Annotated in this window: 15 protein-coding genes; 11 read left to right on the forward strand and 4 right to left on the reverse strand. The window is 64.6% G+C overall.

Going from position 1 to position 15,504, the window contains the following annotated elements; translation table 11 throughout:
- Position 1: 1 nt before the first annotated feature.
- From DRW48_RS13395 to DRW48_RS13405, 3 genes are all read right to left on the reverse strand, one after another.
- Positions 2–1,408, reverse strand: a complete 1,407-nt coding sequence (locus DRW48_RS13395; protein ID WP_114076859.1) for an amidase — start codon at positions 1,406–1,408, stop codon at positions 2–4.
- The gene (locus DRW48_RS13400; protein ID WP_162784771.1) at positions 1,374–1,952 is read right to left on the reverse strand and encodes an amino acid synthesis family protein; all 579 of its coding nucleotides are present in this window, start codon (positions 1,950–1,952) and stop codon (positions 1,374–1,376) included. The genes DRW48_RS13395 and DRW48_RS13400 overlap by 35 nt, the downstream gene beginning before the upstream one ends.
- Before the next feature lie 379 nt (positions 1,953–2,331).
- Positions 2,332–3,996 carry an FMN-binding glutamate synthase family protein gene (locus DRW48_RS13405; RefSeq protein ID WP_114076861.1) on the reverse strand — a complete coding sequence of 555 codons (1,665 nt, stop codon included), beginning with the start codon at positions 3,994–3,996 and terminating at the stop codon, positions 2,332–2,334.
- Positions 3,997–4,191: 195 nt separating this feature from the next.
- Here DRW48_RS13405 and DRW48_RS13410 point away from each other — a divergent pair, with 195 nt between their 5' ends.
- From DRW48_RS13410 to DRW48_RS13450, 9 genes are all read left to right on the forward strand, one after another.
- Entirely contained in the window at positions 4,192–4,914 is a 723-nt protein-coding gene (locus DRW48_RS13410) for a Crp/Fnr family transcriptional regulator (RefSeq protein ID WP_114076862.1), read from the forward strand.
- Positions 4,915–5,048: 134 nt separating this feature from the next.
- The gene (locus tag DRW48_RS13415; protein WP_114076863.1) at positions 5,049–7,280 is read left to right on the forward strand and encodes a heavy metal translocating P-type ATPase; all 2,232 of its coding nucleotides are present in this window, start codon (positions 5,049–5,051) and stop codon (positions 7,278–7,280) included.
- A complete protein-coding gene (ccoS, locus tag DRW48_RS13420; RefSeq protein WP_114076864.1) occupies positions 7,277–7,483 on the forward strand; it encodes a cbb3-type cytochrome oxidase assembly protein CcoS in 207 nt (68 codons plus the stop codon). Before DRW48_RS13415 ends, ccoS begins: the two co-directional genes overlap by 4 nt.
- Positions 7,483–9,135 (forward strand): cytochrome-c oxidase, cbb3-type subunit I, encoded by a 1,653-nt coding sequence (gene ccoN / locus DRW48_RS13425; protein ID WP_114077577.1) that lies wholly within the window; start codon positions 7,483–7,485, stop codon positions 9,133–9,135. The genes ccoS and ccoN overlap by 1 nt, the downstream gene beginning before the upstream one ends.
- Positions 9,136–9,139: 4 nt before the next feature.
- Positions 9,140–9,925, forward strand: a complete 786-nt coding sequence (ccoO, locus tag DRW48_RS13430; RefSeq protein ID WP_114076865.1) for a cytochrome-c oxidase, cbb3-type subunit II — start codon at positions 9,140–9,142, stop codon at positions 9,923–9,925.
- 2 nt (positions 9,926–9,927) lie between these two features.
- Positions 9,928–10,098 carry a cbb3-type cytochrome c oxidase subunit 3 gene (locus DRW48_RS13435; RefSeq protein WP_114076866.1) on the forward strand — a complete coding sequence of 57 codons (171 nt, stop codon included), beginning with the start codon at positions 9,928–9,930 and terminating at the stop codon, positions 10,096–10,098.
- Positions 10,089–10,955 carry a cytochrome-c oxidase, cbb3-type subunit III gene (gene ccoP / locus DRW48_RS13440; protein WP_114076867.1) on the forward strand — a complete coding sequence of 289 codons (867 nt, stop codon included), beginning with the start codon at positions 10,089–10,091 and terminating at the stop codon, positions 10,953–10,955. The genes DRW48_RS13435 and ccoP overlap by 10 nt, the downstream gene beginning before the upstream one ends.
- Complete coding sequence (locus tag DRW48_RS13445) at positions 10,952–11,152, forward strand: hypothetical protein (protein ID WP_114076868.1); 201 nt, start codon at positions 10,952–10,954, stop codon at positions 11,150–11,152. The genes ccoP and DRW48_RS13445 overlap by 4 nt, the downstream gene beginning before the upstream one ends.
- Positions 11,146–12,048, forward strand: a complete 903-nt coding sequence (locus DRW48_RS13450; RefSeq protein WP_114076869.1) for a DUF2189 domain-containing protein — start codon at positions 11,146–11,148, stop codon at positions 12,046–12,048. Before DRW48_RS13445 ends, DRW48_RS13450 begins: the two co-directional genes overlap by 7 nt.
- Before the next feature lie 63 nt (positions 12,049–12,111).
- Here the strand turns inward: DRW48_RS13450 and DRW48_RS13455 are convergent, their stop codons facing one another.
- Positions 12,112–12,522, reverse strand: a complete 411-nt coding sequence (locus DRW48_RS13455; protein WP_162784772.1) for a c-type cytochrome — start codon at positions 12,520–12,522, stop codon at positions 12,112–12,114.
- A 276-nt stretch (positions 12,523–12,798) separates the two neighbouring features.
- On the opposite strand from DRW48_RS13455, the gene DRW48_RS13460 reads away from it, so the two are divergent.
- Both DRW48_RS13460 and DRW48_RS13465 read left to right on the forward strand, forming a co-directional pair.
- A complete protein-coding gene (locus DRW48_RS13460) occupies positions 12,799–14,583 on the forward strand; it encodes a pyrroloquinoline quinone-dependent dehydrogenase (protein WP_162784773.1) in 1,785 nt (594 codons plus the stop codon).
- A gap of 132 nt (positions 14,584–14,715) precedes the next feature.
- Positions 14,716–15,489, forward strand: coding sequence for a substrate-binding periplasmic protein (locus DRW48_RS13465; protein WP_162784774.1), 774 nt, complete (start codon positions 14,716–14,718; stop codon positions 15,487–15,489).
- Positions 15,490–15,504 lie beyond the last annotated feature (15 nt).

Consider the following 15,504-nt stretch of genomic DNA (forward strand, 5'->3'; position numbering starts at 1 on the left):
TTTATCGCGACACCATCCAGCGGGCAAAGGCGAACAGGGCTGCATCCTGACCCTGCGCCGCGAGCAGCTGGATACCCAAGGGTAGACCTTCGTCCTGCAGGATCGGCAACGAGACTGCGGGCACGCCCAGCAGTGACGCGGGGACGTTGAAGGCTGGATCGCCAGTCGAGTCCGCGCCCACCGGAGCGGCACCGGTTGCGGCCAAGGTGATGGTCCCATCGTACCGTTGCATCACGTTGTCGAACACGGTTCGGGCTGCGTCCCTTTGACTTAGGGCCTGCGCGTAGTCTGACTGGGTCATTTCCTCGGCGGTCGAAAGGCGCCTGCGCATGACGGGACTGAGTTTGCTTGCATCCTGTCTCGCGTAGGTCCCGAGGGGCCAGCGGAACTCCCAAGCATTGATCTTTTGGGTCAGCGGCAATGCATCCGCGATCGCTTGCTCCACACCGGCGAGCGCCGGGTCCGTCGCCTCGTCGACTACATCCACGCCACGTCGCCGCAACTCCTCGACGAGAGCATCGAAGGCAGTTCGTGCGCCGGAGGTCGCACGCGGCCAACCCTCCGTGCGCAAAAGTGCGAGCCGCGTCGGCTGGACGGCAGGCGGCAAATCGTCGGGCCCCGAAAGCCCCGGGTGACCGGGATCCCCGCCCACGCGCTTCGCGATTGTCCGGGCGGCAAGCCACAGATCCTCCAACGAGGCGCCAAGCAAACCGACGCAGCTTTGGCTGAGATAATCGTAGCTGCCGCCGCGGTTGAGCGCACCGAAGGTTGGCTTGAAGCCGTAACATCCACAGTAGCTTGCCGGCCGCAGTGTCGAGCCGACCACCTGACTGCCAAGCGCAATGGGAACGAACCCAGCACCCACTGCCGCCGCCGATCCGCTGCTGGAACCCCCCGGCGTCCGAGCAGGATCATGAGGGTTGGTGGTGCGTGCAAAAAGTTCTGTGGTGGCGAACTCGGTCGTCGTCGTTTTTCCGACGATGACCGCGCCAGCCTCGCGAAGCGCCTGCACGCTCGCCGCATCGCGTCGCGTCTCGAAACCCTCCCAGAGGGGCGAGCCTTGGCCGGTGGGCATATCGCTTGTCTCTATGATGTCCTTGACGGCGACCGGAATGCCATCGAGCGGCGACAAGGGGCATCCCGCCGCCCACCGTTGCGCCGACGCTGTCGCGGCCGTGCGGGCAGCATCCCGCGCCTGGCAAACGAACGCGCCGACACGCGGCTCGTCCCGGTCGATCCTCGCGAACGTCTCCTCCAGAACGCTGACAGGTGAGCTTACGCCTGACCGAAATCTTGCCGTTAACGCGGCAGAGGGCGTCAGAGCGCCCTGCCCCGCGTCGCGCTGCAAGTCGTCAACCTCATACAAGGCCATCTTAGCGCGCGCTCTTGCGGGCCACGACCTCTTCATGTGTCAGGCCGCCCACCCGGGCGTTCAGCCGTCCACCGCTGGCCGCGCAAAAGATGAGCGCGACCTCGTCCGCCCGCGGGCCGTTGGGCACTGCGATGGTCATGCCGTCGTAGTGCGACCGCACGTAGACCTCGTCCTTGTGGTTCATTGGAATGTCGATGGGCGTGTTCGGTGCGACGACCTTCTGGAAGGAGGAGATCCAAGCCTCGCCGCCACCGATCTGCGCGCGGATAGGATCGGCAAAGGCCGTCGTCAGCAGAGCGTTGGCATGCTCTTGCTCGCCATCCAGACCGACGAGGCCGCCTTTTCCGTAGCTCTGCACCTCGCACCCATCCATCAGATCAACGAGCTTGCGACCCATCTTTTCGCCCAGCGCCGGGCTCGCGTCGATGAGTTCTCGAAGGTCGGCACCCGAAGTCCCCGCCATCGGGTTTTCCAGCACGAACACCACGGCGGCTTTGCGCAGAGGCTCCTCAACACGCGTTGCGCCGTCCTCCCAGACATCTTCTACGAAGGAGAGGACGCGGCGAATGTTCAGATTCATGTAACTCTCCAGCATGGCTCAGCAGATATTACTGTATGACAAACTGTCAGTAGACCGGCGGTTTCGTTTAAGCAAGGCTTAGGTGTGTCGCCGGTGCAAACGGCGGGTGTCCGGTGGTGGAAAGCATCGGGGGAGAGCAGTTGCTGCTGGAGACGGGCAGTACTTAGCTCGAAATCGGTCGCGCCACGGACCGGTGTCTGCGTGGAACAGACCCGTCGTCAAACGGCCGCCGTCACCCGCAGATGCCATGCCCCGCCGTGCCGCCGCTCCGGCTCCACAAAGATGCGGTTTTGAATCGATTGGCTGAGAGGACGAATTGCGTGCGCACCGCGCGCCTTGGGCCTCAGTGTACGCTCGCGGCCAAGGCCTCTCGTTGCCCTTACGCCCGCTTCGCGGCCGTACGCCGCCGCGCGAACCGCCCGAACGGGATCTCCGGGGGATCGAAGGTTTCAGCGCTCGCCCGATCCCAACGGTCGTACCAATCCGCGAGTTCGGGGATTTCGTCCGGATCCAGCAGGAAGCCGTCGGGTAGGTAGGGATAGGCCTCATTGCCGTCGAGGAACTCGTTGTCCTTTTGACGGAACATGAAGTGATAGGGCATGAAATCGCTGGGGTCGCGCAGGCCCGCCGCGCCGGCGATCTCGCCCAGCGCGTGCATCGTGTTGCGGTGGAAGCGCGCGACCCGTTGGCTCTTGTCAGGCACGTCGACGGCGCGCTGGCGCAGTGAATCCTGGGTGGCGATACCCACAGGGCACTTGTTCGTATGGCAGGACTGCGCCTGGATGCAGCCAATCGCAAACATGAAGCCGCGGCCGGAGTTGCACCAGTCCGCGCCGAGGGCCAGCGCGCGGGCGATGTCGAACGCCGAGATGATCTTGCCGGCCGCGCCGATGCGGATCTCGTCGCGGATGCCGGCGCCGCGCAGGGCGTTGTGAACAAAGGTGAGCCCTTCCAGCATCGGCATACCAACATGGTTCACGAACTCGATCGGCGCGGCGCCGGTGCCGCCCTCGGCCCCGTCGATAACGATGAAGTCCGGCCGGATGCCGGTCTTGAGCATGGCCTTGACCATGCTGAGGAACTCGCGCCGGTGCCCGATGCAGAGCTTGAAGCCGACAGGCTTGCCGCCTGACAGATCGCGCAGTTGCTGGATGAAATGCATCAGGCCGATCGGGGTTGAAAACGTGCTGTGCGCGGGCGGCGAGATGCAGTCGACACCCATCGGGATGCCGCGCGCCTCGGCGATTTCCGGCGAAATCTTGGCGGCGGGCAGCATGCCGCCATGTCCCGGCTTGGCGCCCTGGCTCAGCTTGATCTCGATCATCTTGATCTGCGGATCGGCCGCCAGTTCGGCAAACCGCTCGGGCGAGAAGGTGCCGTCGGGGTTGCGGCACGAGAAATAGCCCGAGGCGATCTGGAAGATCAGATCGCCTCCGCCTGCGCGGTGGTAGCGGCTGATGCTGCCCTCGCCGGTATCTTGCGCAAAACCGGCCAGCTTGGCGCCGCGGTTCAGCGCAAGGATCGCATTGGCCGACAGCGCGCCAAAACTCATCGCGGAAATATTGTAGAGGCTGGCCGAATAGGGCTGCTTGCAGGCCGGTCCGCCGACCACGACGCGGAAATCGGAATCGGCATTCTTGACCGGCGTCGCGGAATGCGTGAGCCACGTATAGCCCGAGCCATAGACATTCTCGATCGTGCCGAAGGGACGCTTGTCCTCGACCCCCTTCGCACGCTGATAAACGAGGGCGCGGGCCTCGCGGCTGAATGGCACTTCGTCGCGGTCGCCTTCGATCAGGTACTGGCGGATCTCGGGGCGGAAGCTTTCGAGGATGAAACGCAGGTGACCGATGACCGGATAGTTGCGCAGCACCGCGTGACGGCGCTGGGCCAGGTCGTAAACCCCGACAAGGAACAATAGGCCAAAAATCAGGGCCGGGACCAGAAACCAGCCTCCGGCGCGCACGGCGCCGATGACGAAGACCAAGGCCAGAAGGCCCAGGATTCCGAATGCAAGGAATCGTTGGAGGGTTCTCATCGCCATGAGTGAGTCACCTACTCGTTTCCGTTAATTTTGGGAAGGACGAGGATGGGTGCCTCGAAAAGCAAAAGGGCCAGCGCCGGCCGGCGGACGTTTCGCCGCGGCCTTGCAGGGGTGCAGTCTAAGCGCATTTCGTCTAGACTGGCTGCGCAGGCAGCCCGGCAGCGACGCGCCCGGCGGCCGTGGGAGGCGAGCGCCATGAGCAACATGCCGGACACTGGCCCTTCGCCGATCCCGGTCCTGTGCCGCGCCTGCGAGGCGCGCCATCGTGGCATATGCGGCGCCCTGCACCCCGCGCAGCTTTCGCGCTTGGCGCGTACCGCGATCCGGCGGGAATGCCCTTCCGGCTCGAACCTTGCATCCGCAGGCAGCCCGGTAACGTCGCATGCCAACATCCTCAGCGGCGTCGTCAAGCTGACCAAGCTCATGCCGGACGGTCGCCAGCAGGTCGTGGGCCTGCAGTTCGCGCCCGATTTCCTCGGCCGGCCCTTCGCTGAGGTCAGCGACGTCACGGCCGAGGCGGCCGGGACCGTGCGCCTCTGCATTTTCCAGCGCGAGGAGCTGGAGGAGATGGCCGTTGAATCCCCAGGGCTGTCGCGCCGTCTGCATGCCCAGGCCCTCCGCGAGCTTGATGACGCGCGCGACTGGATGCTGACACTGGGCAAGAAATCCGCCTCAGAACGGGTCGCCTCGGTCCTGCTGCTGATTGGAACGCACATCGACCCGGAGGCGGAGGGATGCTCGCCCAGCTTCGAATTGCCCTTGCGGCGCAGTGACATCGCCGATTTCCTCGGCCTGACGATCGAGACTGTCAGCCGCCAGATCACGGCGCTGCGCCGACGCGGCATCATTGCGGTGGACCGCAACCGCTTGATCACCGTGCTCGACCTGCAGGGGCTGGAGTCTGCCGCGGGCGGTTGAAGCCAGCGGACCCGCCCGCGACAGCAACTATCGCTCGCAGCACTTGATCTCGATCAAACTATTTCCCACCCCGAACTGGCCTCATGGGGGGAAAGGCAGGATGGCTCGCGTGACAACCCACACGCGACAAGGCCATGTCCGGTTCAGCCACCCTCACCGCAGCCTCTGCCGAGCGACGCGCCAGCGTCATGCCGACGCCCGAGGGTCACGGGCAGATCCTGCTGTCCGTGCCCGGCATCCGCTGCGGCGCCTGCGTCGCGTCGGTCGAGCGTCGGCTGGCAGAATTGCCAGAGGTCGTCTCGGCCCGGGCCAACCTGACCTTGCGCCGTGTGACAGTGACGCTGGCGAACGCCGGCGCCGATCCGCTGCCGGTGATCGAGAAACTGCAGGCCCTCGGCTACCCGGCATCGCCCATCGACACCTCTGACCTGGGACCACAGGCCGAAAGCGCCCAAAGCCGCCAACTGGTTCGTGCCATGGCGGTTGCAGGTTTTGGCGCGGCCAACATCATGCTGCTATCGGTGGCGGTCTGGTCGGGCGCCGATGGCGCGACGCGCGAGACGTTCCACCTGATTTCCGGCCTGATCGCGCTGCCCATCGTCGCCTACTCCGGCCGGCCCTTCTTTGACTCTGCGCTGCGCGCTTTGCGGGCGGGGCGCACGAACATGGACGTGCCTATCTCGATCGGTATCCTGCTCGCCGTCGCGCTGAGCGTGGTCGAGACCGTCCAGGGCGGCGCGCATGTCTTTTTCGACGCGGCCGTTACGCTGATCTTTTTCCTTCTGGCCGGTCGCTACCTCGACCAGTTGATGCGCGAGAAAGCCCGCAGCGCGATCACCGGCCTCGCCCGTCTGGCCCCCAAGGGCGCCAGCGTGGAGCGACCGGACGGCACGTCGGAATGGCTGCGTCTCGACGCCGTGGCGCCTGGCATGATCCTGCACATCGGGCCGGGCGAGACGGTGCCGCTGGATGTCCGCGTGGTGGAGGGCGCGACGGATATCGATCGCTCGCTCGTCACGGGCGAGTCGATGCCGATTGCGGCAGGCCTCAACGCGACACTGGAGGCTGGAACGCGCAACCTGACTGGCACGCTGCGGGCCGAGGTGTTGCGCGCGGCTGACGAGTCATTCCTTGCCCAGATGCAACGCATGCTGGGCGAGGCCGAGGCCGGGCGCGGGCGCTATGTCCGTATTGCGGATCGCGCGGCGCGCCTCTATGCGCCGGTCGTCCACTCGCTGGCGCTGCTGACCTTCATCGGCTGGGTGCTGGCCACGGGCGACTGGCGCGCATCTGCCTTTGTCGCGATCAGCGTGCTGATCATCACCTGTCCCTGCGCGCTGGGCCTAGCCGTGCCGGTCGCCCATGTGGTCGCCGCCGGCCGGCTGATGCGCGAGGGCGTGCTGATGAAGGACGGGTCCGCCCTCGAACGGCTGGCGCAAATCGACCACGTCGTCTTCGACAAGACAGGCACGCTGACGACGGGCCAGCCGAGGGTCAGCGCGGCCCCGACCGATCCCGCACGGAGGGCTGCCGCCCGCGCGCTCGCCGCCGGGTCGGTGCACCCCGCGGCCTTGGCCATCACCGCGCATCTGCCCGAGTGCGGACCGCCGGCCTCCGACCTGCGCGAGGTGCCGGGTTTCGGCATCGAAGCCGTGGTTTCCGGCCGCCGCGCACGCCTCGGCCGCTCATCCTGGGTCGCCGAAATCGCGTCGGGCGGGACTGCGCCCGCCGGGCCGGCCTTCGCTTTCGAGCGTGACACCGCCGAAGCTTTCCATCTGGCCGAGACCCTGCGCGACGGCGCCCGCGAGACAATTGCGGAACTTGAGGCGCGGGGGCTGACGACCGCCATGCTGTCCGGGGACGTGGCAGAGCGCGCTAAGGCCATGGCCAGCCGGCTGGGCATTGCCGAGGTCCATGACGGTGCGACGCCCGCGGACAAGATCGGCTATCTCAATGCTCTGCAGATCGATGGACGCCGGGCAATGATGGTCGGCGACGGCCTCAATGATACGGCGGCACTTGCTGCGGCCCATGTGTCGATGGCCCCGTCGAGCGCCTCCGATGCTGGCCGCAGCGCCGCGGACCTGGTCTTTTTGCGAGACGGTTTGCAGGCGGTGGCCGTGGCGCACGACCTCGCGCGCCGCACCGCCCGGCTGGTGAGCCAGAATATCGGGCTTGCCGTCGCCTACAACTGCCTCGCCATCCCGCTCGCGATGGCGGGACAGGTCACGCCCTTGATCGCGGCGCTCGCGATGTCCGGCTCGTCGCTGCTGGTGATCGGCAACGCTCTGCGGCTGAACCGGGCGGGAAAGATGGCCTCGACACCGTCCTTGCCCGCCGCCGAGGGGCTGGAGGTGCCGGCATGAGCATCCTCTCGCTCCTCATTCCCGTTACCCTCCTCATGGGACTCGTCGGCCTCGCAGCCTTTTTCTGGAACCTGCGCCACAGCCAATACGAGGACCTGCTGGGCGATGCCGAACGCATCCTCGACGACGACGACCGCCCGCTTCCCCCGACGACCTGCACGGGCGCCTTCCTGCGCCCTTCTGAGAAAGAGACAGCGCGATGATGGTGTCACGGCTGACCGAAACCGAAAGAGCGACGGCGATCCTGATCTCGCTGCTTGGCCTCGCCATAGGGTTACTGATGGCGGTCCTTGGCCATGGCGATCCGATGGGTGCGCATGGCTGGGTGGTGATGGCCTTTTGCGGCGTGATGATCTGGCTTGTCGTCTCGCACCTCTACGACCCCGAGCCCACCGAGGATCGCTCGGCCTCCTACTACGACGACCCGACGCGCGTCGGCATCATCCTGGCCCTGGTCTGGGGGGTGATCGCGATGGGAATGGGCGTATGGGTCGCAGCCCAACTCGCATGGCCGAACCTGCGCTTTGACGCCGCCTGGTCCAGCTTTGGCCGGCTGCGTCCGCTGCACACCTCGGGCGTCATCTTCGGCTTTGGCGGCAACGCGCTGATCGCGACATCGTATCACGTCATGCAACGCACGTCGCGGGCGCGCATCGCCGGCCAGTTGTCGCCGTGGTTCGTGCTGTTCGGCTACAACCTGTTCTGCATCATCGCCGCGACCGGCTACCTGATGGGCGTCACCCAGTCCAAGGAATACGCCGAGCCGGAATGGTATGCCGACCTGTGGTTGGTTGTCGTCTGGGTGGTGTATTTCGTCATGTATATCCGTACCCTCCAACGCCGGAACGAGCCGCACATCTACGTCGCCAACTGGTACTACCTCGCCTTCATCCTGGTTGTGGCGATGCTACACATCATCAACAACCTCGCGGTGCCCGCCTCGTTCTTTGGCGCGAAAAGCTATTCGCTGTTCTCGGGCGTGCAGGACGCAATGACCCAGTGGTGGTACGGGCACAACGCGGTAGCGTTCTTCCTGACCTCGGGCTTTCTGGGGATGCTCTACTACTTCCTGCCCCGGCGGGCGGAACGGCCGATTTACTCTTACCGTCTGTCCATCCTCAGCTTCTGGGGGATCGTGTTCTTTTACATGTGGGCTGGCTCGCACCACCTGCATTACACCGCCCTGCCCTACTGGGTGCAGACGCTGGGCATGACATTCTCGGTCATGCTGTTGGTCCCGTCCTGGGCATCGGCGGGGAACGCGCTGATGACGCTGAACGGCGCGTGGCACAAGGTTCGGGACGACGCCACGCTGCGCTTCATGATGACCGCAGCCGTGTTTTACGGCCTCTCGACCTTCGAGGGTTCGTTCATGGCAGTCCGTCAGGTCAACGCGCTGTCGCACTATACCGACTGGACCGTGGGCCACGTCCACGCCGGCGCGATGGGATGGGTCGCGCTGATCTCTTTCGGGTCGATCTACGCGGTTACACCGCTGCTCTTCCGCCGCGAGAGGATGTACTCGGCCGCTGCGGTCGAGTGGCACTTCTGGCTCGCCCTGGCGGGTACCGTCATCTACGTCTTTGCGATGTGGAACAGCGGCATCATCCAGGGGCTGATGTGGCGGACCTATAACGAAAGCGGCACGCTGCGCTATTCGTTCGTCGACTCTCTGGTCGCGATGCATCCCTACTATATCGCCCGCGCTTTCGGGGGCCTGCTGTTCCTCATCGGGGCCGCCATCGCGCTGTGGAACGTCGTGATGACGATCCGCCATGTCCCGGCCGAGCGTCGCGCCTTTGACCATCCGACCGATTCCGAAGCCCTCGAGCCGGCCGTGCCGGCTGCGGAGTGAAACGATGAACCGCCTTTTCAGAACCTTGCTCAAACCCTTCTCTGCCTTCTTCGAAGGGCATGCCCGGACGCACTACCGGATGGAGCGTCACTCGATCGCGCTGACGATCGGTATCATCATCGCAGCGGGCGTTGGCGGCTTTGTCGAGATCGCCCCCCTGTTCACCATCGACGAGACGGTCGAGAAGGTCTCGGACATGCGCGTCTACACCCCGCTCGAGCAGGCAGGGCGCGACATTTATGTGCGCGAGGCCTGTTATACCTGCCACAGCCAGATGATCCGTACGCTGCGCGACGAGGTGGAGCGCTATGGCCCCTACTCGCTGGCGGTCGAGAGCAAGTACGATCATCCCATGCTTTGGGGATCCAAGCGCACCGGCCCCGACCTCGCCCGGCTGGGTGACAAGTTTTCCGACGACTGGCACGTGCGGCACCTCATCGACCCGCGCGACGTGGTGCCTGAGTCCGTGATGCCTCAGTATGCCTTCCTAGCGCGCACCTCACTCGAGACCGCGAGCCTGCCGGGTCGTTTGGAGGCGCTTCGGACCGTCGGCGTGCCCTACACCGACGAGATGATCGCGAACGCCAGCTTGGATGCGCTGGGCCAGACCAGGCCTGACCGCGAGCAGGCCGATGGCGTTGTCGAGCGCTATGGCGAGGCAACCCATGTCCGCAATTTCGACGATCAGCCCGACCGACTGACCGAAATGGACGCGCTCGTCGCCTATCTGCAGGTCCTCGGCAAGCTGACCACCCTCCCGGACCAGATCAAGATCGTAGCGGAGGAGTGAAGATGGACTTTTCGCATGACAGCGTCGTCGCGTTCGCCAAGACCTTCGGCCTGATCTACCTGGTCGCGCTCTCGGTCGGGATCACCATCTACGCCTTCTGGCCGTCGCTGGGCAAACGCTTCGATAAGGCGGCAAACAGCATTCTGGATGACGAGAATGGCCCATGTCGGTAAAAGAACGCGATCCGCTGACCGGTCATCAGACCACCGGTCATGAATGGGACGGCATCACCGAACTGAACACCCGCGTTCCGCGCGCAGTGTGGTGGGCGGTGGGTCTGACACATCTGTGGGCGGTGATCGTCTGGGTATTGCTGCCCACCTGGCCACTGGTCACGACCTACACCAAGGGCCTGCTGGGCCTGACGGATCGCGGCGAGGTCGATGCCGCGATCGTTCAGGCCAATGCCGCGCGGGCCGACTGGGCCGACCCGGTCCTGGCGATGCCCGTGGACGAAATCCGCGCTGACGACGCACTGATCGGGCGCGTACGGCAGACCGGGCATTCGCTGTTTGGTGACAACTGCGCGGGCTGCCACGGTCGCGACGCGCGAGGCGGCCCCGGCTTTCCGAACCTGATCGACGGCGACTGGCTGTGGGGTGGCGATCCCGACACCATCATCGAGACGCTGAACGTCGGCATAAACTCGACCCACCCCGACACGCGCACCTCGCAGATGATGGCTTTTGGCCGGGACGGGATGCTGACACGACCGCAAATACTTTCGGTGATCGGCCACATCCGCGCGCTGTCGCGCACCGATGCCGCGCCGTCTGCCGACAATCCCGCAGGGGCCGAAATCTACGCCGACAACTGCGCCAGCTGCCACGGCGATGACGGGCGCGGCATGGAGGAAATCGGCGCCCCGAACCTGACCGACAACCAGTGGATCTACGGCGGCGACGATGATTCCGTCTACCGCACCATCTGGGGCGGGCGGCAGGGCTGGATGCCGTCCTGGCAGGGTCGGCTCAGCCCTACGGAGATCAAGATCCTGACCACCTATCTGCTCGATGCGGGGGCGCAATGAGCCTCGCACACATTCCACGGCGCTTCTGGTCCGGCGCGCGGCTCTTTGCGCTGGCGACATCCGGACTGATCCTCGTCATCTTCATCGCGGCGAACTGGCACCTTGTCGCCATTTCCCTCGCCTCCCACCCGGATTGCGCGCTTGCCCTTCCGCAGGACATCGCCGGTCCCCTTGCAGCGGCGAAACCATCATGTTGAACGACCCCGTCGACCCCCGCGAGCCCAAGGAACTGCCCCCGACAGACAATCCCCATGCCGGCGGGATCGTGATCCCGAAGGTGGTCCCATCGCTGCCGCGCGAGAACCCCTATGTACGCAGCCTTCCCGGCCGAACCGCACTTTCGTGGCTCGGTCAGGGATGGCGAGACCTCTGGGCGAACTCGCTTCCCAGCCTCCTTTACGGGCTGGGCGTGTTCTGCCTCTCGGCCTGGATCGCGTGGCTGCTGTTTCATCTGGAGCTGGACTATGTCCTCTTCCCTGCCCTCGCTGGTTTCCTGGTCCTCGGGCCGCTGGTCGCCAACGGCCTTTACGAGAAAAGCCGCCGGCTCGAGCTCGGCGAGCGCACCAGTTTTCTACAGATGATCTTCGTCCGGCCCGCCTCGGGCTACCAGGCGCTGTTCATGGGGGTCCTGCTGCTGGGCCTCTTCCTGCTGTGGCTGCGCGCCGCGGTCATCATTTACGCTCTGTTCTTTGGGGTCGTGGGGTTTCCCGGCATCGAGGACCTCGGGCAGATGCTGCTCTTCACCCACAAGGGCTGGGGCTTGCTGATCGCCGGCAGTGCCGTCGGCGCTCTCTTCGCCGCCTTCGGGTTTGCCATCAGCGTCTTCGCGCTGCCCATGATGCTGGAAGAGCGAACTGATGCCCTTACGGCGCTGGGCATCAGCATGGCCATGACCTGGAACAACCTGCGCGTGATGATCGTCTGGGGCGCAATCGTCCTGGTGTTGTTCGCGATCTGCGTGGCAAGCCTCTTTATCGGGTTGATCGTGATCTTCCCGCTGCTGGGCCACGCGACATGGCACGCCTATCGTACGATCCGCGGAACAAGCCACGCTGGAAAGCCGAGCGAACGGATGTTCATCAGGCCGGCATAAGGGGCGGCTGTTTTGGGAAGCGCTCAAAGCGCAGTCGTGATCTCCGACGGCTGCGCTGGAAAGCTACCTCTCAAGCGTCATGGTGGCCATGGCGTCCATATCAGGCGGCATCTCAGAACCTGACGCCGCATAGCCGTTCTGCGACAACAGAAATGTGGTGATGTCAGTGTAAGTCTTGTCTGTCAGGGCGCCGGGCCGGTTCGGCGGCATTGCGCTTTGGGTAAAGCTGTAGAGCGCGTCGACCGTTGTCGGACCCCAATGCTCGTCGAAGTAATTACCCTTCAGCGGCGCACCCCCGAATTCCCCGTTGTTCAACTGATCGCCATGGCAATCCGAGCAATTGGCCATGTAGGCCTTCCGGCCACGCTCGACCTGCGCGGTAGTGAATTGCGGCGGGCGAAGGTCTTCGTCCACCGCTTTTTCGACGGTCTTGGGTGCAGCACCGATCGGCGCCGTGGCGTCGAGGCTTGGCATGCCCTTGATCTCGGCAAAACCTGCAGGCGCCAAAATTGCGACGAGGATGGCTGAAACTGCGCCAGACCGGCAAAATTGGCGAAGTGGCTGTCGGTGCGTCATCGTTCCATCTCTCACATCATGTGGTGCTGAACTGAGCGCTCATCCCGGCTTGACATGGTGGGACACTGGGAGTGTTCTTTGACTGTGGGGATTCTGATCCCCTACTGCAAGCCAACGATGGACGGTCACGCCGTTCCCGGCAAGGTCGCCCTCGGTAATTTGGAGGGTCTCAGCATGACATTCGCGCGTTTGTTAACCTCATCGATGTGGGTCGCACCCCTGTTGGTGCTCGGCAGCGTGGCAGTGGCGCAGGAGAAGGCCGCGCCGAATCCGCTGGACGCCATCACGCCCGTGACCGACGAGATGCTGAAGAAGCCGGCCGATGGCGACTGGCTGATGTGGCGGCGTACCTATGACGGCTGGGGCTTCTCGCCGCTCGCGCAGATAGACAAGACGAATGTGAAGAACCTGGAGGTCGCATGGGTGTGGTCGCTGTCGAACGGCGCGACGGAAACGACGCCCATCGTCCATGACGGGGTCCTGTTCGTCTACAACTACGGCGACAAGATCCAGGCGCTGAACGCCAAGACGGGCGATCTGCTCTGGGAATATCAGCGCGAGTTGCCGCAGGAATTGATCGACGCCGGTGGCAACAACCTCGCCAAGCGCAACATGGCCATCTACGATGACAAGCTGATCGCAGCGACCTCCGATGCCTTTATCATCGCGCTCGACGTCAAGACCGGCCAGGTCGCCTGGGAAAAGCAAACGGCCGACTGGCAAAAGGGCTGGCGCTACACCAGCGGCCCGTTCATCGCCGAGGGCAAGATCATTCAGGGGATGACTGGCTGCGGCAACGCCCAGCCGGGCGGCTGCTTCGTCACCGGCAACGATCCCAAGACCGGCGAGGAGCTCTGGCGTGTCTACACCATTGCCCGGCCGGATGACCCGAAAGGCGGAGATACCTGGAACGGGCTGCCGCTGGAGAGCCGGATGGGCGGTTCGGCCTGGATCTCGGGCACCTATGACCCCGACCAGAAACTTGTCTTCCAGGGGGTCGGCCAGCCTTACCCCTGGATCGCCGAAATGCGCGGAACGCTGCCGGTGAAGGATGGCAAGAACAACGATGCCCTCTACACCGATTCTACCATGGCGATCGACCCGGCCTCGGGCGAGCTGAAATGGTACCACCAGTACCTCAAGGACGACACCTGGGACCTCGATTACGTCTACGAGCGGCAGCTGATCGACCTTCCGGTCGCCGGTGTGGACAAGAAGATGCTGGTGACCACCGGCAAGCTGGGCATCATCGAGGCGATTGATCGCACCAACGGCGATTTCCTGTGGGCGACCGAGACGGTGCCGCAAAACGTCGTCTCTGCCATCGATGAAAAGACAGGCGAAAAGACCATCAACCAGGACGCTGTCCCGCATATCGGCAAGACGACGGTGAACTGCCCGGCGGACCCCGGGGGGCGCGGTTGGCCGGCCACGGCCTACAGCCCGAAGACCCAGGCACTATACCTGCCGCTGAACGAGTTCTGCTCGAACACGACGCCGCAGCCGCTCGACCCTGGCCAAGTGTACACGGGCGGAGGCAGGGCCACCTATGACCGCGTGCCGGTGCCGAACAGCGACGGCAATATCGGCCGGATCGATGCGGTCAAGCTGACCGACCAGTCGCAGATGTGGAGCCATCGCCAGCGCTCACCCGTCACCAGCGCCGTTCTGCCGACCGCAGGCGGGCTCGTCTTCGCGGGCAGTTGGGACCGCTGGTTCCGGGCTTTTGACGACGAGACCGGCGACGTGCTGTGGGAAACGCGGGTGAACAACGCGATCAACTCGTTCCCGATCAGCTACGAGGTCGACGGCAAGCAGTACATCGCCGTCGCCGTGGGCAATGGGTCCAGCGCCGCACGCTCTTGGGCGACGCTGACGCCCGAATTGCTGAACCCGGATGGCGGCTCGGCCCTGTGGGTATTTGCCGTTTCGGACGAGAAGAAAACGGCCGCCAACTGACGGTCCACGCAAAAACGAAGGCAGCGGCGGGATGACGGCGCCGCTGCCTTCCTGAACAATCGGGCATGGCGGATGGCACCAGGAATGATCATTCGGGCCTGCGCGTTGATTTCCGTCGGTCTCATGGGGTTTATGCCCATCGCGGCCCCGGCGCAGGATACGCCCTACATCGCAGAGCCGTGGCGCTACGGTCGAAACGACGACAAGAATACCTTGCGCTACTGCATCGACCCGAGGGATTCAGAGTGGAAGATCGCACAGGACATCGCCCAGCAGATCGCCGCGGCCCTGCTGCTGGAACCCGCGCCCAAGATGATCGAGGACAAGCGGGTCACGGCGGGCTGGGACGTCCTTTACACCCATCTTCTGACGGATTGCGACGTCTACTTCGGCTTCAAGCTGATCCCGGGGGTTTATCCCGGTTGGGTGACGCTGACGCGCCCCTACTATGCCTCGACCTACGTGTTCGCCGTCACCGACCCAAGCTGGCAATCTCTCGCGGACATTCCGCCAGATCGGCCCATCGCGACGGCAATCGGCACCAGCGCGGATTTCAGCTTCATCAAATACCTGCAAACGCTGCCCCCTGCCCGCCAGTGGCCACGCTTTCCAATGGGCACCAACGAAGATGCCCTTGCGGCCCTTTCCAAAGGCACGGCGGCGGCCGCCTTGGTCTGGGGACCCGCCGTCTGGGCCGCGAAGGAGGCGAACCCGGCCTATGCCGACCTGCGCCTGATTGCGCCCGACCCCTTGCCACCAACCACGCTGAACATGGGCGCAGCCATGCTGGGCAACCAGAGCTTTTTGCGCAGCAACGTCGACCGCGCCATTTCAGAGCTGACGGCAGACGGGACGATAGCCGCGATCCTGAAGGACCATGCTTTCCCCGCAGAGCCGGTTCCCTAGCGGCGAAGAGGAACT

Origin of the sequence: Paracoccus suum (genome assembly GCF_003324675.1) — a bacterium.
Taxonomy (GTDB): Bacteria; Pseudomonadota; Alphaproteobacteria; order Rhodobacterales; family Rhodobacteraceae; genus Paracoccus; species Paracoccus suum.